This window comes from Bacillus sp. PAMC26543, assembly GCF_014250375.1.
In the GTDB taxonomy this organism is placed as follows: Bacteria; Bacillota; Bacilli; order Bacillales; family Bacillaceae; genus Bacillus; species Bacillus halotolerans.
The window spans coordinates 1,191,023-1,216,165 of sequence record NZ_CP060193.1 but is presented as its reverse complement, the minus strand read 5'-3'; the positions used below and the strand labels follow the sequence as shown (position 1 = coordinate 1,216,165).

Here is a 25,143-nt window from a genome sequence, read left to right as displayed (position 1 = left end):
ATTCTGCCTGAGCCCTTTGTCATCAAGGGTTTTGCCTCTCTATCTGAAAAAAAGACACCGATATTAGAAAATGATTATTGACAATATCTATCAATCTTTGGATTAATTGTATTAAGGTGTTATGAAATGGGGGGTTTTATGAAAAGAAGCCAATACAAGTTTTATTACAAACTCATCACGTTTTTTTGTTTACTCAGCACCATTCCCGTCATTTTGGTCGGTTTGTTTTCGTACGAGCACTCTCAGAAAACGGCCATCTCCAACGTTTCGGAGGAAAAACTCGACACACTCCAGCAGACCCAGCTAAGCATCGAGCACATCCTAAAAACCGTCGATCATTCTTTAACCCACTATGTGAGTTCGCCGCCTCTCCTCCGCACACTGTCCGAGCCTTTGCACTCTGACCAATTTCAAATCTATGACCAAGTGAACCAAGAGCTCAACTATTTGCAAAGCTTTGATACCGATTTGTCCAACATGACGCTTGTCAGCTATATGAAAAACTGGTACATGAACAATTCCGGTTTGTACCGCATGAATACGGACTCCCTTCATGAAGCAGCCGAGGCGTATTCGAAAAACAAAGCGAGCCGGTCCTATTGGACGCTGGAAAAAAACAACCGTTTGATCTCCACAAAGGAAGGCGCTTCAGAAAGCTGCCGGTATAATATCAATTTGATTAAGCAGCTCCCGCTGAACAGCACAAACACGAAGGGACTGGCAGCCGCAAGCATCCCAAGCTGTTCACTCGTTAAAAATATGCCTGATTATTCAAGCGCAAACAGCGTGTTTATCATTGATGAAAAAGGCCGTATCATCCTTCACAACAACATGTCTGATATAGGCGATTCTCTTCAAAACGACGATTTTGTCAAAAAAATGCTGGCGCAAAGCTCCAAAAGCGGCCAGTTTGAAACAGCCATTGACCGCATTCATTATAAAGTGACCTATCAAAAATCAGACTATAACACGTGGACTTATTTTTCTCTCGTTTCCCTGCCCGAACTAAAAAAAGAAGCCAAGTCGATCGGCTGGATCACCTTTACGGTATGTTTCATTTTGTTAGCGCTTTCATTGTTATTCTCTTGGCTGGGCTCCCGTCATTTTTATAAGCCGATCCGGCTGCTTTATGAATCGTTTGCGCGGCACGGAGCCTTTCCAGAAAAACAGCCTCATCAAAACGAGTTTGAATTAATCGAGCAAAGCTTCAAGCAGCTCAAAAACAGAAATGACGATCTTGAAGAAACAATGAGGCAGCAGGCCACTCATCTTCAGCAATATTTTATGGTCAGACTTATGCTTGGAAAACTGACGGATGAGGAGGTCAATAACCGCTTTGAAAGCCTCGGCTTAAAACAAAATTGGCGCCACCTCGCCCTGCTGGTGCTCCAAATTGACACGCTGAATCAGACACCGTATGAGAAAAAAGATATGGATCTGCTGTTGTTTGCCGTCAACAGCCTGATTGAGCGGAACATCCCCGCGGAAAAACACCTCGCACCAGCGGTAGTCGATAAACAGCAGGCAACCATATTGATGAATGAAAGCGGGACAAAAGAGGCATTTATGGCCGAGCTGAATGATATCGCCCGGATGATTCAGGATACAGTTGAAGCTGAGCTGCACCTGTCTGTCAGCATCGGCGTCAGCCAGCCGTTTGATGCATTAGCAATGGCGAAAAACGCTTATGCGGAAGGCTTAGAAGCGTTAAAATACCGGCTGAAAGCAGAAAACAAATCGATAATCTTTTATGAAGACCTGGATCAGAAAAAAACGTTCAAAACCCATTTTCCGAAGCAGCTTCAGCATGAGCTGTTCGATGCTGTAAAAGCCGGTGACAAGGAGAAAGCAGACAAATGCCTGCACGCGATTTTACAGTCGATTTTTACACACAACACCAACCCGTACCAATTTCAGATCGCAATCGCCCGTTTTCTGAATCATGTCATTGAACTGATGCATGTACTCGGAATTGAACTATTTGAGCTTGAAGAAAACAAAATGCTGTATGACCAAATTTTTGAGCTGAAGACATTCGAGGATACTGAAAACTGGCTGAAGCAAGAATTCATTGATCCGATGACAGACAAAGTAAATGCCCGGGCCGATGCACAGTACAAGAATATTTCCGACAACATAATCCATATCATCCACCATGAGTTTGAATCCGATTTAACGCTGGACGAAATTGCCCGCAGGCTGCATTACAACCCGAACTACTTAAGCAGTATTTTCAAAAAAGAAATGGGCATTTCATTCAGCGAGTATGTCTCGAATTACCGCCACCATATGGCAAAAAGCTGGCTGGCTGAATCCGACATGGCGGTGAAAGACATAGCTGAAAAGCTCAAATACAAAAACTCGCAAAACTTTATCAGATCCTTTAAAAAGCTGGAAGGCATCACACCGGGCAACTACCGCCAGCAAAAAAGAAGCATATAAAAACCCAAAACCGCTAGTGCGTTTTGGGTTTTTTCAATATCACTTTGTTTTTTTAAACGCTTCCTCGTATTCCTGAATAATCTGCTTTCCTCCGCTTGTTTCCCATTTTTCAACTTCTTTATCAAACTGGCTTTCTGTAATTTCTCCGATCATATATTTATAGGTGGCATCGTCTATCATTTTTTTCAGTTCATCTCCGCGCTCAGACTCCGCGGCGGAATACAAGCTCTCTGCCGGATTGGAGACGATGATGTTTTCATTGTCTTCCGTCAGCTCCTCGTACGCTGTCCGTAGCGGATCACCGGTGTTTTTTAAGTAGGCTTTATCAATGGCGATTAAGGCGGACAGCGGCTGAATATCAGTCTGCCAATCTTTTACCTGGCTTTCTTTTCTTGTGAATGTTTTGCCTTTTCCTTTATTGTAATGAACCCCGTCAATGCCGTATGTCATCAGGCTGTAGACGTCCTCTTCGGCTATTCGGTCAAAGAACGCCAAGATCCGTTTCAGCTCGGCTTCTGATTTCACACTCGTTTTCGGAAAAGCAAATACACCGTTATGCCCTCCTGACGCCCATACACGCTCTTTTCCGTCAGGACCTTTTATGCGGTTGATGATCTCCAGCTCCATTGATTTATCGGAAGCATTGTCACGCAAATTGACAGCATCCACCATATTCCCGATATAAATGCCGGCTTTTCCTTGAGAAAACAGCTCCTGCTGCTGGGTTTTGCTTGTGACCGGAAAGTCTTTATTCATGTAGCCGTTATCACGCAGTTTTTTCATGTAATCCATTGTGTCTTTGTATTCTTTCGTCATGAAATCAGGCGTAAATGTGCCATTTGATTCCTTCCAGTCTGTCGGCATGCCTTCATATGAGCCAAGCGTCTTAAAAGCGCCGTAAATCAGATCATTTCGGTCAGTCAATCCGAATGTATCATCTTTTCCATCCTTGTCCGGGTCGTTCTCTGTAAACGCTTTGGCAACTTCATAAAGATCATCCAGTGTTTCCGGCGTTTTCAAATTCAAATTGTCCAGCCAGTCCTTCCGAATGACGATGCCTTGTCTCGAGAGGGGACGCTCTCTGTATATCCCGTAAAGCTTGCCATCGATTGTGACATTTTTATTAATGAGTTTATTCATCTTGTTTAAATTCGGATAATCTTTGATATAATCGCCGATTTCCCAGAACATTCCCGATCTGAAGGCATTCATGACAGACGAATTTTTAATGTCTTGAATCGTCACGATTTGCGGAAGATTGCCGGCTGCAAGCGCTGCATTCAGTCTGTCTTCTTTCACCGCATCAGGAACCCACGTGATGTCCAATTCTGTATTTGTCAGCTTCTCAATTTCTTTGATCGCCCTGTCTTTCGGCGGCTGCTGGTGATACAAAATCGCCATCATAGACAGCTTTACCTTTGAATCCGAGTCCGCCTTGCCTGATGATTGATCAGCTCCTTTACAGCCCGCCAGCACTCCTCCGAGAGCAAATACAAGCACAATCAGAAGCACTCTCCATTTGTTTCCCATCATATCCCTCCGTTTCATATTCTTTATCCTTTGACAGACCCCAGCAAAGCCCCTTTTGCAAAATGCTTTTGAATAAATGGATAGACCAGCAGAACCGGAATGGTCGCTACGACTATTACTGCCATTTTGATCGTTTGCTCAGGCGGCGGGCTGCCCGAGCCCATTTCCGACATATCCCCTTGTACCCCGCTTGATACAATAACGATTTGGCGCAAAAGCACCTGAATCGGCCACTTAGCTGAATCATTTAAGTACAAGATCGCCGTCATATACGTATTCCAGTACGTCACCGCATAAAACAGTGAAATCGTTGCGATCGCTGGAAGAGACAGCGGCAGCACAATTTTGAAGAAAATCCCCAAGTCATTGCAGCCGTCAATTTTTGCGGACTCTTCCAGGCTCGCCGGGATGTTTTGAAAGAAGTTTTTCAGAATGATCAAGTTAAAGGCATTAATCGCTGTCGGCAAAATAAGGGCCCAGTAAGAATCGAGCAATCCAAGCGATTTGACCACCAGGAAAGTCGGAATCATTCCGCCGCTGAAGAGCATCGTAAATACGACGAGAAACATGAGCGGCTGCCGCCCAATTAAGTCGCGGCGGGATAAACCGTAAGCCATCAATGAAGAAAGAAACATGCTGACCGCCGTGCCTACAACTGTCACAAACACAGAAACGAGCAAGCTTTTATAAATGATATCTGTCGAAAAAATGTAACGATAGGCATCGAGCGAAAAAGTGGTCGGTATTAAAATGAATTTTTTCGAAACCACTTCCTCTACTGTGGCAAAGGATGCCGCAATGACATGAATAAACGGAAGTACGCATATTAAAGCGAACATCAGCAAAAATCCGTAAATCAAAATATCAAACAGGCGATTTTTCAGTGAATGTGCGATCGTTCCCACCTCCCTTTGTAAGCGTTATCATTTTTAATAAACGAGCTGCAGCATGTGACGATATCGTGTCTAAAATGTAGCAAATATGCGATTGCCATGTCTATAATCATTTGAACACTGTCCCTTGCCCGACGGCATCGGAACTGGCTTGAAACCGATCATAAAAGAAAAAGAGCATAATCTTAGAAAATGATTATGCTCTGTTATTGCCGTTCTCTTCCTCTTTCAGAAGCTCAGCGGTATTAATTTGAGGCGCAAACCCAAGCTCCTGAACCGCGGATTCTATCGACCACGGCTTGCCGGGATTGTCAGAGACGGCGTAATAAGTGCCGTAACGGATATTCGTTTCAATGGCTGCTTTAAAAATCGACAGCAAGTCCGGGTGGGAAAGAAGCGTTTTTTTCGTCCGGTCGTTCTCATGCAGTGTATCCATTTCATCTGTGACGACCGTTCCGATTCGAAGGTTGATGACAGAGAGCTTATTTTCCAGATAAAACAGGTGGCCGATATGTTCCGAGGTCAGCTTTAGGACGCCATATAGATTTTTTGACAGCGGATAATCGTCGGTTGTGATTTCCCGCCCTAAGAGCGAACGCCCGTCTTTTTCGTACACATCTGTCACATGATTGCTGCTGGCGAAAACAACCTTTGGTATGCCGAGCTCTGCTGCCGCGCGGCACAAATAGTAGCTTGCTCTATAAAAAATATCCGTCATTTTTTCAAATTCAGCTGTGTCCATGACATCGTATTTGATTTTGACAGCGAGTAAGTTCACGATCACGTCTGTATCTCTCGGAATCTTTTTCAATAGATCCTCATAGTTTGACGCGTCTGCCTGAATAGCGGGTGCTAAGCCTTCGTAGCGGTCTTTATCCAGCACCGTCACCTCGTACTCAGACATAAGCCCTTTAGCCAATATCCTCCCAATCACACCATTTCCGCCGGCGATCAGCACTTTTCTCATATGTTCACTCCCCTTTTTTTATAGATTGCCCATTTTCGCCGGGGATGACACGTTTTCAGCATTCACATGGCTTCCTTTAGCCTTCATTAAAAAATAACCGGCAGCTCCATAAGCGCTCTAAAACCAATTAGCTTCCGGTATCGCACTTCAGAAACAGCGAGCTGCAGGCCGGGCATGCGCTGCAGAAGAGTGTTAATTGCAATTTGTGCTTCTAGCCGTGCCAGTGAGGAACCTATACAAATATGGTGGCCCTGTCCGAATGAAAGATGGGGATTAGGGCTTCTGGTGATATCGAACTCATTGGCATGCGCGAATACTTTTGGGTCTCGATTGGCAGCCCCCAGCAGAATATAGACATGCTCCCCTTGTCGAATCGTTACGCCATTCATTTCAATCTCTTCTGACGCAACACGAGCTGTCATTTGTGTGGGGCTTTCATAACGTAAACATTCCTCAACTGCGGTATGAATCAGAGCTGGGTTTTCTTTGAGCTGCAAAAGCTGTTCTTGATGCTGCAGCAGACAAAGAATTGAGTTGCTGATGAGATTCACTGTTGTTTCATGTCCGGCGATCGCCAGCAATATACACGTTGATGCCACTTCCTCCTCCGTCAGCTTACCAGCCTGTCCTTCCTTCAGCAGCATGCTGACCACGTCATGCTGCGGTTTTTGTTTCCGTTTTTGAATGAGCTCTCTAAAATACTCCCTCATCACTACAGTGATCTGATCGCCGTCTGTTAACACCTTTCTTGATCGGGTAAAATCAATCGTTTGAACAAGGCTTGACGACCACTCTTTAAATTGATCCCTTCCTTCTGCCGGCACACCTATGATCTTAGCTATAATGCTGCTTGCCAAAGGAAAAGCAAGGTCAGAAATCAGCTCCATCTTTTTTTCCCCTTGCACTTGATCAAGCAACTGATGGACAGTTTCATTTATAAATGGGCGATAGCCCTCTGTCATTCTCGGAGTAAATACCCCGCTGACCGGCATACGCAGGCGCCTATGATCAGGCTGATTCTGAAACAGCATCATCTGCTTCTGGACATGATTCAAATCCTTATATTTTATGGAGGTCTCAGGCAGCGGGACACGTGTTCTGAATCTGGTATCTTTCAGAATTGCTGCCGCTTCCTCATATCCCGTGACATACCAGCCTGGATACTTCAAAACATTCCCTTTATATAAAGGGTGTGCAGAACGTAATGTATCGTAAAAAGGATAAGGGTTTTTAAAAAACACAGAAGGTGTAAGTGAAATTGGAATTGTCATATGCTCCCTCTCATGATTCTGACATCATCATTTTGACTCTATAAAAATAAAAGCAATCGACATGACACCGATTGCTTTTATTCTTGCTTTCAGCTATTTGCACTTAAACTGGCTTTCATCTCTTCGACCGATTCTACTTCAAATCCTAAATCACTCAGCATTTTATGATCCTCCGTCTCCTCCTGTCCTGAAGTCGTTAAATAATCTCCGACAAAGATGGAGTTGGCGGCGTACAGCCCCAATGGCTGCAATGAACGGAGATTGACCTCTCTTCCACCAGAAATGCGGATTTCTTTTGACGGATTGATATAACGGAACAGCGCCAGCACTTTTAAGCAATACAGCGGGTTTAATTCATTTACGCCTTCTAATGGTGTGCCGTCAATCGCATGCAAAAAATTCACCGGAATGGAATCAGCGTCAAGGGCCTTCAAGCTTTGTGCGATATCGATGACATCCCGTTTCGTTTCCTTCATCCCGATAATGGCGCCTGAACATGGAGACATGCCGGAGGTTTTTGCAATCTCAACCGTATTGACCCTGTCCTCGTACGTATGTGACGTGGTAATATTTGAATGATTTCTCTGTGATGTATTGACATTATGATTATAGCGGTCTACTCCGGCTTCTTTCAGCCGCTTCGCCTGCTCCGGCTTTAGCAATCCGAGACACGCACAAACTTTCAGTCCATACGTATCTTTTATTTCCTGTACCGCTTCTGCGACCTGATCCACTTCTCTGTTGGACGGCCCCCTGCCGCTTGCCACGATACAGTATGTACCTATGTTCAAATCATGCGCCCGCTTTGCGCCTTCCAGAAGGGTTTCCTTTTTCACCATCCGGTAAGTCTCAATCGGCGCTTTCGAAATCGCAGACTGGGAACAATAGCCGCAATTCTCCGGACAGAGCCCTGATTTTGCATTCATAATCATATTGAGCTTTACTTTTTTTCCATAAAATCGTTTTCTGATGTGAAAAGCTCCATGCATCAAAAGCAAGATGTCTTCATCTGGACAGTTTAAAATCGAAAGCGCCTCTTCGTTGGTCACCTCTGCTCCGTCCAGCACCCGGTCTGCAAGTTCCATCCATTGATTCATTTTCATGCCCCCACTCGATTGATCAGTAATGATAAATCTATATGGTCCTTCACCATATCCTGAATCGTTTCTTTTGTTGTGTTTATCAGCTTTGGCGTCACTCCTAATAGCGGCACACCGCATAAGCTCTCAATCATTTCAGGATTGGTTTTTTCATCATGATCAGGAGAATCACTGATTCCATTGATGACGATTCCGGCGATTGGAAGACCCATGCTTTTGGCATATTGAACAGTTAAAAAGGTGTGATTAATCGTTCCAAGATGAGGGCGTGCCACAATAATCACTGGAAGCTGTAACGCTTTTATGACATGACTGACTAAAAAATCCTCTCCCAATGGCACAGAAATCCCGCCCGCACCTTCTACGATGAAGCAATCATGTTTTTCTCTTATCCGCTCCCAATGGCGTACGACCTCTTCCATTTTGACAGCCTTTCCCTCCAGCTTTCCTGCAACGTATGGAGCTAGCGGCTCTTTGAACGCAAAAGGCGTAATCTCTTCATGTGAAAGACTCGTTTGCGACATCTCTTTCAGCAGGCTTGTGTCGCTCTCTGGATGATGAGGGGAGATCCCGCTTAGAAATGGTTTAAATACTCCGACATCCATCTTATTTTCCCGCAATAAGGCTGCAAGACCGCAGGATATCACCGTTTTCCCCACTTCTGTATCTGTTCCGGTTACAAAAAAACCTCTCATGGAATGATGTTCAGCTCCTTTCCGATTGAACGAAATGCTTCCAGCAAATGATCAATATCCCTCATACTGTGCCCAGCAGTGATGGTTAATCGGATACGGCTTTCTCCTGGCGCAACGGTCGGCGGACGAATAGCAGGGGCATAGATTCCCTTGTCCTGCAGTTTTTCAGCAAATGTGACGGTTTTTCGGGTATCGCCGATGACCACCGGAATAATCGGTGTATGATGCCCCTTCACCACATAGCCCATGTGCTTCAGATTCGTTTTGATCATCTGGATATAAGAATATAAAAGCTGTCGTTTTTCCTTGCTGGCCTCCATGATGTCTAACGCCTCATGGGCAGCTGCACAGCTTGCCGGAGGAATAGCGGTTTGAAAGATAAACGTTCTGGCATGGTTCAGCAGAAAGTCGATGAATACCGCTGAACCTGCAGCGAACCCCCCTTCCGCTCCGGCAGCTTTGCTTAACGTGCCGATGACAATGTCAGGACAAACACCGAAATGTTCACTCGTCCCTCCTCCTGATTCTCCCAAAACACCTGTTGCATGCGCATCATCAACGATCACGTAAGCATTGCAGCTTTTAGCAAGAGAGATGATCTGATCAAGAGGGGCAATCGTGCCATCCATGCTGAATACCCCGTCTGTTACGATAAAACGGCGCTGGTACCGCTGTGTTTCTTTCAGTTTTTCTTCAAGATCAGCCATTTCGATATGGCGATAAATGACCGTATCAGCCTTAGACAGGCGGCAGCCATCGATGATACTTGCATGATTTAATTGATCACTTAAAATGACGTCCCCTTTTTCAGGTAACGAAGAAAGGACACCGACATTGGCTAAATAGCCGCTTGAAAACAGTAAAGCCGCTTCTGTCCGTTTAAAGCCGGCAATCTTTTTTTCGAGTTTTTCATGCCAGGTCGAATTGCCCGTCGTTAAACGCGAGCCGGTGCTTCCTGCTCCAAATTGCTGCAGTGCTTCTTGAGCTGCAGAGATCAAGCGGTTATGGTTTGCGAGACCTAAATAATTGTTTGACGACCAGACCGTTTGATTTTTGCCATCAATCGTCACCTCCGGAATTGGAGGCCCATTCATTGTTCGCAGTGTACGGTATACGCCGGCTCCCTTCGCTTTGTCTAACCGGCGGCTTAACCAGCTGTCAATGCTCAAGGCTGGTTACCTCTTGGATCGCTTCTTTCATAATAGACACCATTGCTTCGAGCTCTTCAGCTGTGCTGGCAAGCGGAGGCAGAAATGCAATTACATCGCCGAGCGGTCTCGTCAGCATCCCGAGCTCTCTCATTTTCAAAGAAACTTTGTACCCCACTCGCCGATCAGCAGGATAAGGCCGTTTGGTTTCCTTTGACTGAACAAGCTCTGCGCCGCACATAAAGCCGAGCTGCCGAATATCCCCAACGTGAGGAAGTGCATGCAGGTCTTGAAGAAGTAAATGGAGCTTTTTACTTTTTTGCGCGACTTGTTCAACGATGTTTTCAGATTCAAATAATCTCAGGTTTTCAAGAGCAACCGCACAGCCAAGCTGATTTCCTGTATAGGAGTGACCGTGGAAAAAGGTTTTTTGTTCTTTGTAATCATCGTAGAATGCATGGTAGATGTCTTCGGTGGCAAAAGTGACAGCTATCGGCAAATAGCCTCCTGTAATGCCTTTGCCGGCAGCCATTAGATCAGGCTGAACATTTTCGTGCTCACATGCAAACATTTTCCCCGTACGCCCAAAACCAGTGGCAACTTCATCAACAATCATTAAGACATCGTAAGCTGTACAAAGCTCGCGCACACCTGCCAAGTATCCTGCCGGCATCACAATCATGCCGGATGCTCCTTGAACCATTGATTCAATCGAAAGTGCTGCAATTTCGTGATGGTGTTCCTTCAGCAGCTGTTCAAGCACATAGAGACACTCCTCACGGCTCTGCACAGGATCGCCGCTTTCAGAGCGGTATACATAAGGGATCGGAGCTTTATAACTATCAAACATTAACGGGCCATAGACGTGGTGGAACAGTTCAATTGAACCGACACTGACTGCACCAATCGTATCGCCGTGATACCCATTTTTCATTGCGATAAATTTTTGTTTCTCAGGCTTCCCGATGTTCTTCCAATATTGAAACGCCATTTTAAGAGCAATTTCCATCGCTTCTGCACCGCTGTCCGAATAAAAAACACGCGTCAGCTTCTCCGGACTGATCTCGATTAATGTCTCGGCAAGTTCAGTCGCCGGAACGTTGGTCATGCCCAATAATGTGGAGTGAGCAATTTTGCCAAGCTGTTTTATGATGGCCTCATCTAATTCCTTTTTGCGGTGCCCGTGCACATTAAGCCAAACGGAAGAAAAGCCGTCATAATATTCCTTGCCGTTAATGTCTTTTACTTTGATTCCGTTGCCGCTTTCGATGATCAAGGGATGTTCATCATAGTCTTTCATTTGAGTAAAAGGCAGCCAAAGATGTTTTTTACTTTTTTCTATCCAATCTTGAGTCATCATCTTCCTCCCACTCTATTAAAATAGGCTTCTTCTGGAGATCATTTATGTATGTGTTTACATTTACAGAGCCGTCAGCAAAAAAGATTCGGCAGCCCTCTTCAGTCCCGTATTCTTTCATTGCTGTAATGCGCTGATAGCCCAATTTTTTACCCGCGACGTAGCCTGTTATGTAATCAGGGTCATCTGACCAGCATAATTCTGCAACGGTTGCCGGATGCTCACTCACCTTCGAAGCAAGTGCAAGGGCCTCTTTTATTCTTGAATTGGACGGCATGTTATTGCGGAACGCCCAATTTTCAAAATTGGCGTCCGGCCAATCCATTCTGGACACCCGTACACCTTTATCGTGTGTTTGATCAATTCGTTTGCCAGTGTGAATATCAAACACCACCGCTCCCCTGATACCTGACCATTCAGACATTTGTTGATATGCTTTTTCAATCACTTTTCTTGGAACACCCGCTCTCTCCAATAAGAAACGGGCAAGACTTTGTCCCTCTTCCGGGGATTCCACTTCATTTGTCTTCATTGGTAATGGATGAATCTTCTTAACCGGCTCATGAACCTCTTCAAATTGAATTTGCATAAAATCCGGTTTTCCTCTAGAGTGAGATAACCCTTTTTCTAATAAGGCATTCACCGTACGTTTCATATTATCGAACGTGATGAGCCGTTCTCCGCCGGATATATGCTTTCCTCCATCTTCGTGAGACCCATTCATAGAAGCTCTCATTCTGACACTGTAAAATGTTTCTTCTTGCATACCTTCTCGCCCTTTCAGCTTTGATTACAGAAGAAAGTATTCTATTTGTTAACCATTTATAAATTCAGGTTAACAATTAGAATATTATTATGTATACACAATTCTGTCAATATCAGAACGCCATTTCCTCATAAACAAAATCTATTTATCATGTATATTCCTGATAACTGTATTGATCCACTAGAAAAAGAAGAGACGGGCAGATGCTCGCCTCCTTACCTGTTTAGAACCATTTCAGAAAAACACGTAAAGCCTGCCCTTTTTCATGTCACAGCCACTTTTTCAAAAACTGCAGAGCTTCATGCCTCATCATAGCTGTTTCAAAATGCCCTGAAGCGGAGCGCACCATACGGTAACAATCAGAAGCCCCTTTTTCAGCATACAAAGCTGTTAATTCTTTTTCGATTTTGTTCACTCCCTCAGCGGGTGTTAGCCGATCATGTATGCCGGCAAGACTAAGATGCGGTCGCGGTGCGATCAGGCTTTGGATATCTGATGCAGAAAAGTGCTTGGCAAGAGACGGAACGTAATAATAAAAGCCATGCCGGTCAAGATTCTGTGTTTCAATCAGTACATGATGGTCAACCTGACTGCATAAATCCGCACATGCCTTAATCCGTTCATCAAGCGCCGCTGTCCACCAAGCCATCAAGCCCCCCATAGACATGCCGATCGTTCCGATTCTGTCAGGCTGAATATCAGGGCGGCTCTGCACATAATCAATGGCTCTTATACTGTCGTAAATCATCATGCCCCACATCACCCTGCCCGTCAGAAGCATCTCTTTAAAAATCTCGCTTTCTGATTTTCCCCGTCTGTCTCCAAATCCCCAATGGTCGATTGCCAATACGCCATATCCGAGAGAAGTCAGCTCCCGAGCAAAAGAAGGCGCTTTCAAATAATCCGCTCCCTCAAGCAGTTCACTTTTTCCCCGTTCATACTGCCCGCCATGCGAATGCTGAAATAATATAACCGGGCACCGTCCTTTTGCGGCTTTCGGCTTCACAAAATATGCAGGCACCTTTTCAAGCCCATTTATATCAAGCAGCAGCGTTTCAATTATATATCCCTCTTTTTCCTCAATACGCAGCGTTTCCGCCCCCGTATGCTTCCGATCAGGCAAATCACCAAGCAATCGAAACAGCAGCTCTCTTTTTTCGTTACTCATCCCATCACCCTTCCTTTTTCGCTTATCTTCAATGTACGAGACGGATTTGTTATTCCCTTTATTTTTCACACAGTATATAGAAACAAAAATCGTAGTTTACTAAACTTTTACTAAATATAACAAAATATTCTGAAATTCATTATTGTAACCGCTTACTTTCATATGATAGTATCAATTTATCAAAAACGTATGAGTAAAATATTTCTTTTGTTTTAGTAAATCTCATTCAAATGAAAGGGAGTAACCATGGTTCGTATAAAAGATATCGCCTTAAAAGCGAACGTTTCAAATGCTACTGTTTCGAGAATTTTAAATGAAGATCATTCGCTTTCTGTGGCTGGTGAAACGAGACAAAGAGTGATCAGTATCGCTGAAGAGCTAGGCTATCAAACTGTCGCTAAACGCCGAAAAGCCCGCGGACAAAAACAGCGCGCCCAGCCGCTTATCGGGGTGCTGAGCTGCTTATCTCCCGATGAAGAACGGCAGGATCCTTATTTTTCTTCTATTCGCAAAGGAATTGAAAAAGAATGCTTTGAACAGGAAATTTTCATTACAAACTCCATCCATCTCGGTTCCTTCCAGGAGCATATTTTTCGGGAATTAGACGGTATCATTGTTATCGGCCGTGTCCATGACGAAGCCGTTCAACATATCAGCGGCCGATTGGAGCATGCCGTATTTATCAATCATTCTCCCGATCCGCAGATATACGACTCGATTGAGATTGATTTTGAAGCCGCCGCACGCCAGGCAATTGATCACCTTTTCGATTTAGGTTACCAACGATTAGGCTATATCGGCGGGCAGGAGAAGGAGCATACACTGAGGGACGGCCAAAGCATTCGCAGAACAATTGAGGACAAACGCCAGACTGCCTTTTTGCAGTCCGCCCATCCTCAGCCTGAACACGTCCTGGTCGGCGATTACAGCATGCGCGAGGGCTATCGTCTGATGAAAAAAGCCATCACTCAAGGCAAGCTGCCTGAAGCCTTTTTTATCGCAAGTGATTCTATGGCCATCGGCGCATTGAAAGCACTTCGGGAAGCCGATCTGCATGTGCCGCGGGATACAGCCATTGTCAGCTTTAACGGCATTGAAGAGGCCGAGTTTGCAAGCACACCTTTAACCACCGTGAAAGTGCATACAGAGGAAATGGGCCGAACAGGCGTAAAACAGCTTCTCGACCGCTTTAACGGCCGAACAATTCCTCATCAAGTCACCCTGCCGACAACACTGATCATCAGGCAAAGCTGCGGATATACAGCTAAGGAGGTGACGCAAGACAAACGTTCATCAAGATCATAAGGAGGAAAAGATGAAACACATATTTGTTTTATTTCTCTCTCTTATTCTGCTGATTATGCCGGGCTGCTCATCTGAAGAAAGCGCTACAGATACAGGCAAAAAGACGTTAACCATTTATTCTACGATGTCAACGGACAGTGAAAGAAACACATTCAGAAAACTAGCCTCAGCGTTCGAAAAGGAAAGCGGCATTCGCGTCAGCATTCATTTCCCAGGCAATGACTATGAAAATATGATGCGTGTCAGAATGGCCGCCAATGATCTGCCTGATCTCTTTGATACTCATGGCTGGGGGAAAATCAGGTACGGGGAGTATACAGCCGATCTCCGGGATATGGACTGGACTCAGAATCTTGATCCAAATTTAAACAGCATCCTTAAAAACAAAAGCGGAAAGGTATACGCATATCCGATCAACCAAGCAAAGGACGGCCTGGCGTACAACCGCAATATGTTAGACCGTTTCGGCATTGACCCGCCGGAAACGATGGATGACTTTATAAAAGCACTGAGAACGATTAAAGAAAAAAGCAATGGAGAAATCGTTCCTTTCTGGTTCGCCGGATATGATAAAAGCTCTTTCGCCCAATATTATGACCAATTCGCAACACCTCTTCTCATCACAGATCCTGCCCATAATGAAAAGAAACAGCTCATTGACGGCACCTTCAATTGGAGCAAATTTACTTATCTTTCAGATACCCTCAAACAAATGCAGAAAGAAAAACTCATCAATATCGATGCCGTAACAGCAAAAAAATCACAGCTCATTGAGTTAATGGCTCAAAACAAAATTGCTTTTACCATGCAGGGCGGCACCCTCGGCCAAGACGTCGCCCAAATTAACCCGAATGTAAAGGTTGGGATTATCCCGACACCAGCTATACACTCCGGTGATGACCCGATATGGATTGGCGGCGAGCGCTATACACTGGCAGCATGGAAAGACTCGCCTCATTTAAAGGAAGCAAAGCAATTTATCGCATTTATGGCTCGTCCCGCCCATGCGAAAGAAATGGCTGAAGCCACATCGCTTCCTTCAGGGCTGACCAATGTAAAAGCTGATATTTTCTATGCCAAAGACTATCAGCATTATCAGAATATGAAAGTCGAGCCCTATTTCGACCGATTGTATCTGCCGAACGGGATGTGGGATGTGATGGGAACGGTCGGCCAGGAGCTTGCGGCAGACATTTTGACACCCAACGAGATTTCTAAAAAGCTGGGAAGAGAATATAAACGACTCCGGGAGCAATCTGGAACACAGGGAGCTGAAAACAATGAGTGAGATCGCAAGAGATGTTCATGTGAAACAGGTCAAGCCGAAAAAACAATCCTCACTTTGGTGGATGTATATTCCGGCTCTGCTCTCCGTTTTGATCTTCATGATTTATCCGTTTGTAAAAGGCGCTTTTATCACCTTCACAAACTGGAACGGATTTTCTCAGGTTTATCAGTGGGTCGGTTTCGCTCAGTATGAAAGGCTGTTTGCTGATCCGGACACATGGCATATCTTAAAAAACACGCTGCTATACGGACTCGGCAGTACCTTTTTTCAAAACGTTATTGGTCTTCTGTACGCCCTGCTGCTAAATCAAAGCATAAAAATGAAAGCGATAACAAGAACCATTGTGTATTTGCCGGTTATGATCAGTCCGCTCATTATGGGCTACATTTGGTACTTTTTCTTTTCATATGACGGAGGTGCGCTTAATGACCTGCTTGGCGTTTTCGGCATCACCCCGATCAACGCGCTCGCCAGTCCGTCTTCGAACCCGTGGATCATCGTCATGATTAACACGTACCAATATGTCGGCATCGCCATGATTGTCTATTTGGCAGGCCTGCAAAGCATTCCGAAAGATTACTATGAAGCAGCGGAAATGGATGGCGCGACACGGGGCCAGCAGTTTTTCGGCATCACCCTGCCGCTGTTAATGCCCTCGATCACGATCAATATGGTCATCAACATTATCGGAGGCTTAAAGCTGTTTGACGTGATAATTGCGCTCACTGCAGGCGGACCCGGAAACGCGTCGCAATCCATGTCAACGTTTATGTATGACCTGTATTTTAAACGGCAGGATGCCGGATATGCTGCGACACAAGGCATATTTATGGCATTTGTCATTTTGATCATCAGCTTTTGCGCGCTTGCGTACTTTAAAAGAAAGGAGACGGAAATGTCATGAGAGCCGCCCGCTCAAACAAACTGCGGTTTATTACACTTCTCGCTGCCATTGTAGCCTGTGCGCATTTCATTCCTTTTTACATTCTGCTGACCACTTCATTGAAAGCAAAAGGAGATTACAGTTCCAAATGGCTGTTTCCAGCTGATATTTCCTTTCAAAATTTTTCTGAGGCATGGGAGCGCGCTTCACTTGGCAACTCGTTTATCAACACAATCATCATCACAGGTGTTTCGGCATTGTTATTAATCATATTCGGCTCACTGGCCGCCTATCCTCTTGCCCGGCGGGAAACCAAGCTGAATAAAGCCGTTTTCGCGCTGCTGATTTCAATTATGATCATCCCTCCGTTAACGTCCATGGTGCCTTTGTACAGAATGGTTGTGGACGCCGGCATGGTCAATACGCACGCAGTCGCCATTTTGATCAATACAGCGGCGTATATGCCGTTAACCGTGTTTTTGTATTCCGGCTTTATCCGTTCAACCATTCCAAAAGAGCTTGAAGAAGCGGCAAGAATGGATGGAGCGGGAATGCTGAAAATCTTTTTTACGATCGTATTTCCTTTGCTGAAGCCGATCACTGCCACCATCTGTATTATTTCCTGTGTCTTTATATGGAATGACTATCAATTTGCGATTTTCTTTTTACAGGATCAGAAGGTGCAGACACTTACTGTCGCAATGGCCGGTTTTTTCGGAGAAAACGCCAACAATCTGCATTTGGTCGCCGCGGCTGCCATCATGGCAATGCTGCCGATGGTCATTCTGTTTCTGGCGCTGCAAAAATACTTTATTGCCGGGCTGTCATCAGGCGCGGTAAAAGGATAATGAAATAAAGGAGGAACCGACATGAAAAAAATCACATTTATCGGTGCAGGGAGCACAATTTTCGCAAAAAATGTTTTAGGGGACTGCTTGTTAACGGAGGCGTTAAATGGATTTGAATTTGCGCTTTACGACATTGACCCAAAACGCTTGCAGGAATCTCAGCTTATGCTCGAAAATTTGAGAGACCGCTATAATCCGAGCGTGGTTATCAACAGCTATGACGACAGAAAACTGGCTTTGCAGCAAGCGGGCTATGTGATTAATGCCATTCAGGTCGGAGGCTATAAACCAAGCACAGTCATCGATTTTGAGATTCCTAAACGATACGGATTGCGGCAGACGATTGCCGACACAGTGGGCATCGGCGGGATATTCAGATCACTCAGGACAATCCCCGTGTTATTTGATATCGCAAGAGATATTGAGGAAATGTGTCCCGACGCCTGGTTTTTAAACTATACAAACCCAATGGCCTCCCTGACTGGCGCTATGCTTCGCTATACGGATGTGAAAACGATCGGGCTCTGCCACAGCGTCCAAGTGTGCACAAGAGATTTATTTAGATCTCTCGGTATGGAGCACGACGGGATTGAAGAACGAATCGCAGGCATCAATCATATGGCATGGCTGTTGGAAGTGAAAAAGGACGGCGCTGATTTATATCCCGAAATCAAAAAGAGAGCGAGAGAAAAGCAAAAAACAAAGCATCATGACATGGTGCGATTTGAATTGATGGATAAGTTCGGTTATTACGTCACGGAATCTTCAGAGCACAACGCAGAATACCATCCTTATTTTATTAAGCGGAATTATCCTGAATTGATCAACGAGCTGCAGATCCCGCTGGACGAATATCCAAGAAGATGCGTGAAACAGATAGAAGATTGGGAGAAAATGAGGGATGACATTGTTAACAATAAAAACCTCACCCATAAACGCTCAAAGGAATATGGCTCAAGAATAATAGAAGCAATGGAAACGAATCAGCCGTTCACCTTCGGAGGAAACGTCTTAAATACCGGACTCATCACAAACCTTCCTTCCAAAGCGGTAGTTGAAGTGACATGCGTCGCCGACAGAAAAAAAATAACCCCGTGCTTTGCCGGAGAACTTCCTGAGCAGCTCGCAGCGTTAAACAGAACGAATATCAACACACAGCTGATGACCATTGAAGCTGCTGTTACACGAAAAAAAGAAGCTGTCTACCAGGCAGCCATGCTTGACCCGCATACAAGTGCGGAGCTGTCCATCAATGACATTATTTCTATGTGTGATGATTTATTTGAAGCGCACGGCGATTGGCTTCCAGCATACAAATAAAAAAAACTAGGGGTGATCTCTCCCCTAGTTTTTCGGTTTCGTTTCGCCTTCCCAGGCCATCATGCCGCCTTCTACGTTGACTGTTTTAAAGCCTTGCTCATCCAAATACCTGCAGACATTCATGCTGCGCATCCCTGATCGGCAGATAAAAGTGTACTCTTTGTCTTTATCGAGGGTGTCCATTTTTTCAGGAATATCCCCCATGCGAATATGAACCGCTTGCGGGATCATGCCTTCCGCAACCTCTTCATCTTCTCTGACATCAATCAAATACAATTCTTCATCCGCCTCGATTTTTTCTTGCAAAGCAGCTGTGCTGATTTCTTTTATTTCCAAAGAAAACACTCCTATTCACCAATAATCATGTTCAGTATATCAAAGTCAGCTGGACGATTGCTATTTTGAGACTGATGAAAAAAATCCCCTTTTTGACAAAGGGGATTTTTCCAGGATTAGTTTGCCACAATATTGACAAGCTTGCCAGGCACCGCGATGATTTTACGAATGGTTTTGCCTTCAAGCTGCTCTTTGACCTTTTCATCTGCTTGAGCAAGCTGTTCGAGCTGTTCCTTCGTCGCATCTGCAGGAACCTGTAGTTTCGCTTTCACTTTTCCGTTCAGCTGAACAACGATTTCAACTTCGTCGTCAACAAGTTTTGCTTCATCATATGCAGGCCAAGCTTCATATGCAATCGTACCGCTATGGCCCAATTTTTCCCACAGCTCTTCCGCGAGGTGAGGCGCGATAGGAGAAAGAAGCTTCACAAAACCTTCCATATATTCCTTCGGCAGCTCTGACGCTTTGTAGGCTTCATTGATAAAGACCATCAGCTGAGAAATACCTGTGTTAAAACGCAGGCCCTCATAGTGGTCTGTCACTTTCATGACTGTTTCATGATAGACGCGCTCCAATGTTTCACCGGCGCCTTCAACGATTTTGCCATTAAGCTCACCGCTGTCTTCAACAAACAAGCGCCATACGCGGTCAAGGAAGCGGCGTGCGCCGTCTAAGCCTGATTCAGACCAGGCAATTGAAGCATCAAGCGGTCCCATGAACATTTCGTACAATCTCAGCGTATCAGCGCCGTGAGAGGCAACGATTTCATCAGGGTTGACAACGTTCCCTTTTGACTTACTCATTTTCTCGTTGTTTTCACCGAGAATCATTCCTTGGTTATACAGCTTTTGGAACGGTTCTTTCGTCGGCACTACCCCGATATCATAAAGGAACTTGTGCCAGAAACGGGCATACAGAAGGTGAAGCACAGCATGCTCCGCGCCGCCGATATACATATCAACCGGAAGCCATTTTTCCATTTTCTCAGGTGATGCCAGCTGATCCGGATTGTGCGGATCAATGTAGCGCAAGAAATACCAGCAGCTTCCCGCCCATTGCGGCATTGTATTCGTTTCTCTTCTTCCTTTTTTCCCTGTTTCAGGGTCTGTGACTTCAACCCACTCTTTAATGTTCGCAAGCGGTGATTCGCCGGTGCCGCTCGGTTTGATTTCGTTTGTTTTCGGCAGAATCAACGGCAGTTCTTCCTCCGGCACAGCTGTTGACGTTCCGTCCTCCCAATGAATGATCGGAATCGGCTCGCCCCAGTAGCGCTGGCGGCTGAAGAGCCAGTCGCGCAGACGGTAAGTGACTTTCTTTTCGCCGTTTTTCGTTTCTTCCAGCCAAGCGATCATTTTTTCAATCGCTTCCTGTTTATTAAGCCCGTTCAGGAAGTCAGAGTTTACGTGCTCTCCGTCGCCTGTGTACGCTTCTTCTTCCACGTTTCCGCCTTTCACGACTTCCTTGACTGGAAGGCCGAATGTGTTGGCGAATTCAAAATCACGCTCATCGTGACCGGGAACAGCCATGACTGCACCTGTTCCGTATGAAGCAAGAACGTAATCTGCGATCCAGATCGGCAGTTTTTCACCGTTTACAGGATTGATCGCATAAGCTCCCGTGAAGACGCCTGTCTTTGTTTTCGCGAGATCCGTGCGCTCAAGGTCACTCTTTGATTGAATTTCTTTGATATAAGCTTCGACAGCTTCTTTTTGCTCAGCAGCTGTGATTTTTTCTACCAATGCATGCTCCGGAGCAAGTACAGTGTATGTAGCGCCAAACAATGTATCAGGTCTTGTTGTAAACACCGTAAATGATTCATCATGTCCGTCTATGCCAAAATGAACGTGCGCACCTTCAGAACGGCCGATCCAGTTGCGCTGCATGTCTTTAATGCTTTCCGGCCAATCAAGCTCTTCCAAGTCATCAAGAAGCCTGTCCGCATAAGCTGTGATTTTCAGCATCCACTGCTTCATCGGGCGTCTTTCGACCGGATGGCCGCCGCGTTCACTCTTTCCGTCGATGACTTCTTCGTTGGCAAGAACCGTACCGAGTGCAGGGCACCAGTTTACCGGCACCTCATCAACGTAAGCAAGGCCCTTTTCATAAAGCTTTAAGAAAATCCATTGTGTCCATTTATAGTATTCAGGATCTGTCGTGTTGATTTCGCGATCCCAATCATATGAAAAACCGAGCGCCTGAATTTGGCGGCGGAAATTATCAATATTCTGCTTCGTAAACACTGCCGGGTCATTCCCGGTGTCGAGAGCGTATTGCTCAGCCGGCAGACCGAATGCGTCCCAGCCCATCGGATGAAGAACGTCATACCCCTGCATGCGCTTCATGCGGGAGAGGATATCCGTTGCTGTATAGCCTTCAGGGTGTCCGACGTGCAGACCCGCTCCAGACGGATAAGGAAACATGTCCAGCGCGTAAAATTTTTGTTTCTCATTATGATCAAGAGTGGCAAATGTTTTGTTTTCCAGCCAATAATTTTGCCATTTCTTTTCTATCTCTTTGTGCTGAAAACTCAAAGTAAAAACCTCCTTCTGATTGAATACGGCGTTTTATGGTTCAAGTATTGACGGGAAAGGGACAATTATATTCAGAATATTCCCAAACTAAAAAAAACTCCCTCATCCCTAAAAGGGACGAGAGACTTTCGTTTTCCCGCGGTACCACCCTCGTTAGCGCGGCAGACGCCGCACTCACTTGATACTTTTAACGCAGTTATGCGTCAGCGGCTTTTCACCGCTGCAACTCTGAGGTGAGTTCGGAAACAAACTTGATTGACTTTCACCAGCCGTCAACTCTCTGAAACAATATCTGCTTCTTACTGCTCCTCTTCATTGTTCTTATCGCAACCGTAATCTTAACTGTATTTTATAGAATTCTGTTCATAAGTGCAAGCAGGTTTGTATACAATGGGAATGTACCCTGAACGGGCGAAGATTGAGGACAATTATTCTGGTGGAGTTTTGGTTTGACGTTTCGACTCGGCCGGTTCGCCGCCGCTGTTCATTTCTCTTACAAAATCAAAGCTTCTGAGAACAGCTTCACCGCCGTAGCCTGAGATAATGGATAAGATGACAAGTTGAATTCCTGAATCGGGGTCAGCGGATAGTACAAGTAAAATGGAAGCCGTCATGCCGATAAACCAATCTTCCAAAAATCCAAGATAGATAAACCGCTTTGTCATCCTGGGTTTCTCCAGTCTGCCTCTCTTTTTCACATGACCGAGAATCCCCATGATTCCTCCAATTACACAAGCAATTAATACCTGATGCAGCATCTTCATCATCACCTTCCTAAAGCCCTTATTTCGTAAAGCGACTTCAGGCCATCCAGCCCCCTTAAACGATTCCGATGATTTTCGATATCTACATACTGGCAAATCTGAAAAAAGCTTGTTTCTTCCATTATATGTGAACACATGATCGGTAAGCTTGATGCATTAGATTCATTTTTCACCCAGTGACATTGACCTAGTCACTTATTTAGCATGTAGAAACCTTTCCGTTCATATGTTCAAACTCTGTTCTTATTTTTAGTGTATACGAGGACAAGCCCGAATGACAAACAACAAACTGCGCTTGCTTGAATCAGAACATGTGTTGTGCTACGGTTACTGTAGAATTCATTAAAAAAAGGGGAATATCAGGCTTTCGCACAGCAAGCTGGCGGCCTAAGGGGGAATTATATGGGTAGTTTTCAATCATTCGGAATAAAAGGACAGCTGGACGTTATCAAAAAAGCGCTTGATCACGCGCGAGTCGGTGTAGTGATTACAGATCCTGCACTTGAAGATAATCCGATTGTCTACGTAAACCAAGGCTTTGTTCAAATGACCGGCTATGAGGCCGAGGAAATTTTAGGAAAGAACTGCCGCTTCTTACAGGGGAAAGATACAGACGCTGGTGAAGTGGACAACATCAGAGCCGGTTTACAAAATAAAGAGCCGGTTACAGTTCAGATTCAAAACTACAAAAAAGACGGAACGATGTTCTGGAATGAGTTATATATTGATCCGCTGGAAATAGAAGACAAAACCTATTTTGTCGGAATTCAAAATGACATTACCAAGCAAAAAGAGTATGAACAGCTTCTCGAGGATTCCCTCACAGAAATTACTGCACTTTCAACTCCTATTGTGCCGATTCGCAACGGCATTTCGGCTCTTCCGCTAGTCGGCAACCTGACAGAGGAGCGATTTAATTCCATCGTCAGCACATTGACGAATATTTTATCAACATCCAAAGATGATTATTTGATTATTGATCTATCAGGTTTGGCCCAAGTAAATGAACAAACCGCCGACCAGATTTTCAAGCTGAGCCATTTGCTGAAATTGACCGGTACCGAATTAATCATTACCGGCATTAAGCCCGAATTGGCTATGAAAATGAATAAACTGGATGCCAATTTCTCATCGCTGAAAACATATTCTAATGTAAAGGATGCCGTGAACGTGCTTCCGATTATGTAAAAAGATCCCGCTCATCCGGCGGGATCTTTCTTATGAAGAAACTGAAGCCTGCTTATTCGCTTTATCAGCTGATTTTAACCGTTTGTCGTATAAAATCGTCGTGGCTATGCTGATCATAAGCAAAACCAAAAGTGATAAAACAAGAGCGTGAATGCCGGAATGATCGACGAGCACTCCTCCGAACAAAGGCCCTATCATTCTGCCACCTGTCGCAGCGCTGTTCACAAACCCTTGATAAAATCCTTCTTTCCCTTTAGGCGCAAGCTGGTTGGCAATCGTCGGCACGGCAGGCCAAACAAGCATTTCCCCGATGGTCAAGATCACCATGGCAGCCAGAAACATTGGAAATTGCTTCGCAGTCAGCAGCATGCTGTAAGACACAATAAAAATGACAAAACCAATGATCATTTGCGCTTTCAGCGACTCAGCCCATTTTTTCACAAAAAAGCTGACAAGCGGCTGTCCAACCACAATTAAAATTCCGTTAATCGTCCACAGCACACTATATAAAGAAAGAGACATTCCGATGCTTTGCGTGTACGATGCAATGGTGGTAGACCATTGAGAATATGCCAGCCATCCGAGCACATACCCGCTGCTCAAAATAACCAGAGCCGTAAATTTTGCTTTGCTGCTTACAGCGTCATAATCAAGCACAGACGTTTGAGACACATCCTTCGTCTGAATATTTCGAAATCCGAAATATACGATAAAGAAAAAGACCACATACAGCGCGGCATTCGCCAAAAATACGTATGAAAACGAGAAAGACGCCACCACGCCGCCAAGCGCAGAACCGACGGCAACACCTGCGTTTTGCGCGACATAAATCGCATTAAATGCCCTTCTTCCCCCTTCAGGCCACACTGATCCAGCCATTGCGTAACTGGCCGGAAAAACAACACCCGAACCAAACCCGACAATCGTAAGCAGCACGATATAAAACGGCCAATCATGAAAAAAGACGAGACCCACCAGACTTGCTAACGTAATCGCAATTCCGAGCATGATGGATTTGAACCCGCCGATTTTATCAAACAAAAACCCGCCGCATAAATTCCCTGCCACACTGGCGCCGGAATTCAGCATAAGGACAATCCCCGCGACCGTTAATGACTTTCCTAAATGATTATGAATATAGATCGTGTTAAGCGGCCATAAAAAGGATGCACCCGTCACATTAATAAACATCCCTATCACTAAAATTTTCAATGCGCGCGGCATACTAATCCCCCTTTCTTATCTATAAAAGCTCATGAAAAAACGGAAACCTCAACAGGCTCCGTACGAATCCAGTTATCATAGCACATTCATTCTATCTGTCTATCTCATTTTTTTCAACA

Annotated in this window: 21 protein-coding genes and 1 other annotated feature; of the genes, 7 read left to right on the top strand and 14 right to left on the bottom strand. The window is 45.0% G+C overall.

Translation table 11 applies throughout. The features are described 5' to 3' along the window. The first annotated feature begins 126 nt into the window (after window positions 1-126). A complete protein-coding gene (locus tag H7F27_RS06070; protein ID WP_106020285.1) occupies window positions 127-2,442 on the top strand; it encodes a helix-turn-helix domain-containing protein in 2,316 nt (771 codons plus the stop codon). A 39-nt stretch (window positions 2,443-2,481) separates the two neighbouring features. Here the strand turns inward: H7F27_RS06070 and H7F27_RS06065 are convergent, their stop codons facing one another. The 10 genes from H7F27_RS06065 to H7F27_RS06020 form a co-directional block, all read right to left on the bottom strand. Then, the gene (locus H7F27_RS06065) at window positions 2,482-3,972 is read right to left on the bottom strand and encodes an extracellular solute-binding protein (protein WP_024122547.1); all 1,491 of its coding nucleotides are present in this window, start codon (window positions 3,970-3,972) and stop codon (window positions 2,482-2,484) included. Between the two features lie 23 nt (window positions 3,973-3,995). Then, a complete protein-coding gene (locus H7F27_RS06060; RefSeq protein WP_081638357.1) occupies window positions 3,996-4,856 on the bottom strand; it encodes a carbohydrate ABC transporter permease in 861 nt (286 codons plus the stop codon). Between the two features lie 205 nt (window positions 4,857-5,061). Beyond that, a complete protein-coding gene (locus H7F27_RS06055) occupies window positions 5,062-5,832 on the bottom strand; it encodes an NAD-dependent epimerase/dehydratase family protein (protein WP_101863524.1) in 771 nt (256 codons plus the stop codon). An 86-nt stretch (window positions 5,833-5,918) separates the two neighbouring features. Beyond that, complete coding sequence (locus H7F27_RS06050) at window positions 5,919-7,103, bottom strand: biotin biosynthesis cytochrome P450 (RefSeq protein ID WP_185848707.1); 1,185 nt, start codon at window positions 7,101-7,103, stop codon at window positions 5,919-5,921. A gap of 89 nt (window positions 7,104-7,192) precedes the next feature. Beyond that, window positions 7,193-8,200: a biotin synthase BioB gene (gene bioB, locus H7F27_RS06045; protein WP_185848706.1), complete on the bottom strand. Its 1,008-nt coding sequence runs from the start codon at window positions 8,198-8,200 to the stop codon at window positions 7,193-7,195. 2 nt (window positions 8,201-8,202) lie between these two features. Beyond that, window positions 8,203-8,898 (bottom strand): dethiobiotin synthase, encoded by a 696-nt coding sequence (gene bioD, locus H7F27_RS06040; RefSeq protein WP_038954263.1) that lies wholly within the window; start codon window positions 8,896-8,898, stop codon window positions 8,203-8,205. Continuing rightward, window positions 8,895-10,067: an 8-amino-7-oxononanoate synthase gene (gene bioF / locus H7F27_RS06035; RefSeq protein WP_024122552.1), complete on the bottom strand. Its 1,173-nt coding sequence runs from the start codon at window positions 10,065-10,067 to the stop codon at window positions 8,895-8,897. The genes bioD and bioF overlap by 4 nt, the downstream gene beginning before the upstream one ends. Next, window positions 10,057-11,403 (bottom strand): adenosylmethionine--8-amino-7-oxononanoate transaminase, encoded by a 1,347-nt coding sequence (gene bioA, locus H7F27_RS06030; RefSeq protein ID WP_185848705.1) that lies wholly within the window; start codon window positions 11,401-11,403, stop codon window positions 10,057-10,059. Before bioA ends, bioF begins: the two co-directional genes overlap by 11 nt. Further along, the gene (gene bioW / locus H7F27_RS06025) at window positions 11,375-12,169 is read right to left on the bottom strand and encodes a 6-carboxyhexanoate--CoA ligase (protein ID WP_185848704.1); all 795 of its coding nucleotides are present in this window, start codon (window positions 12,167-12,169) and stop codon (window positions 11,375-11,377) included. Before bioW ends, bioA begins: the two co-directional genes overlap by 29 nt. A gap of 268 nt (window positions 12,170-12,437) precedes the next feature. Then, window positions 12,438-13,337 (bottom strand): dienelactone hydrolase family protein, encoded by a 900-nt coding sequence (locus tag H7F27_RS06020; RefSeq protein ID WP_095714554.1) that lies wholly within the window; start codon window positions 13,335-13,337, stop codon window positions 12,438-12,440. A gap of 246 nt (window positions 13,338-13,583) precedes the next feature. On the opposite strand from H7F27_RS06020, the gene H7F27_RS06015 reads away from it, so the two are divergent. Genes H7F27_RS06015 through melA form a run of 5 tightly spaced genes read left to right on the top strand, consistent with a single transcriptional unit; the run spans window position 13,584 to window position 18,981 of the window. After that, window positions 13,584-14,642, top strand: a complete 1,059-nt coding sequence (locus tag H7F27_RS06015; protein ID WP_185848703.1) for a LacI family DNA-binding transcriptional regulator — start codon at window positions 13,584-13,586, stop codon at window positions 14,640-14,642. A gap of 10 nt (window positions 14,643-14,652) precedes the next feature. Continuing rightward, window positions 14,653-15,930, top strand: a complete 1,278-nt coding sequence (locus tag H7F27_RS06010; RefSeq protein ID WP_185848702.1) for an ABC transporter substrate-binding protein — start codon at window positions 14,653-14,655, stop codon at window positions 15,928-15,930. Continuing rightward, the gene (locus tag H7F27_RS06005) at window positions 15,923-16,834 is read left to right on the top strand and encodes a carbohydrate ABC transporter permease (protein WP_024122558.1); all 912 of its coding nucleotides are present in this window, start codon (window positions 15,923-15,925) and stop codon (window positions 16,832-16,834) included. Before H7F27_RS06010 ends, H7F27_RS06005 begins: the two co-directional genes overlap by 8 nt. Next, window positions 16,831-17,661, top strand: coding sequence for a carbohydrate ABC transporter permease (locus H7F27_RS06000; protein WP_024122559.1), 831 nt, complete (start codon window positions 16,831-16,833; stop codon window positions 17,659-17,661). The genes H7F27_RS06005 and H7F27_RS06000 overlap by 4 nt, the downstream gene beginning before the upstream one ends. Window positions 17,662-17,682: 21 nt before the next feature. Further along, entirely contained in the window at window positions 17,683-18,981 is a 1,299-nt protein-coding gene (gene melA, locus H7F27_RS05995) for an alpha-galactosidase MelA (RefSeq protein ID WP_024122560.1), read from the top strand. A 24-nt stretch (window positions 18,982-19,005) separates the two neighbouring features. Here the strand turns inward: melA and H7F27_RS05990 are convergent, their stop codons facing one another. From H7F27_RS05990 to H7F27_RS05980, 3 genes are all read right to left on the bottom strand, one after another. Continuing rightward, window positions 19,006-19,317 carry a rhodanese-like domain-containing protein gene (locus H7F27_RS05990; protein WP_024122561.1) on the bottom strand — a complete coding sequence of 104 codons (312 nt, stop codon included), beginning with the start codon at window positions 19,315-19,317 and terminating at the stop codon, window positions 19,006-19,008. Between the two features lie 116 nt (window positions 19,318-19,433). Then, a complete protein-coding gene (leuS, locus tag H7F27_RS05985) occupies window positions 19,434-21,848 on the bottom strand; it encodes a leucine--tRNA ligase (RefSeq protein ID WP_185848701.1) in 2,415 nt (804 codons plus the stop codon). Between the two features lie 110 nt (window positions 21,849-21,958). Continuing rightward, window positions 21,959-22,173: a binding site (T-box leader), on the bottom strand. 103 nt (window positions 22,174-22,276) lie between these two features. Then, the gene (locus H7F27_RS05980) at window positions 22,277-22,612 is read right to left on the bottom strand and encodes a DUF4257 domain-containing protein (protein ID WP_003223352.1); all 336 of its coding nucleotides are present in this window, start codon (window positions 22,610-22,612) and stop codon (window positions 22,277-22,279) included. A gap of 402 nt (window positions 22,613-23,014) precedes the next feature. Between H7F27_RS05980 and H7F27_RS05975 the strand changes: the two genes are divergently transcribed. Next, a complete protein-coding gene (locus H7F27_RS05975) occupies window positions 23,015-23,800 on the top strand; it encodes a YtvA family blue-light photoreceptor (RefSeq protein ID WP_095714559.1) in 786 nt (261 codons plus the stop codon). Between the two features lie 30 nt (window positions 23,801-23,830). Here H7F27_RS05975 and H7F27_RS05970 read toward each other — a convergent pair whose 3' ends face one another. Beyond that, window positions 23,831-25,024: an MDR family MFS transporter gene (locus tag H7F27_RS05970; protein WP_044153739.1), complete on the bottom strand. Its 1,194-nt coding sequence runs from the start codon at window positions 25,022-25,024 to the stop codon at window positions 23,831-23,833. Window positions 25,025-25,143: the final 119 nt, after the last annotated feature.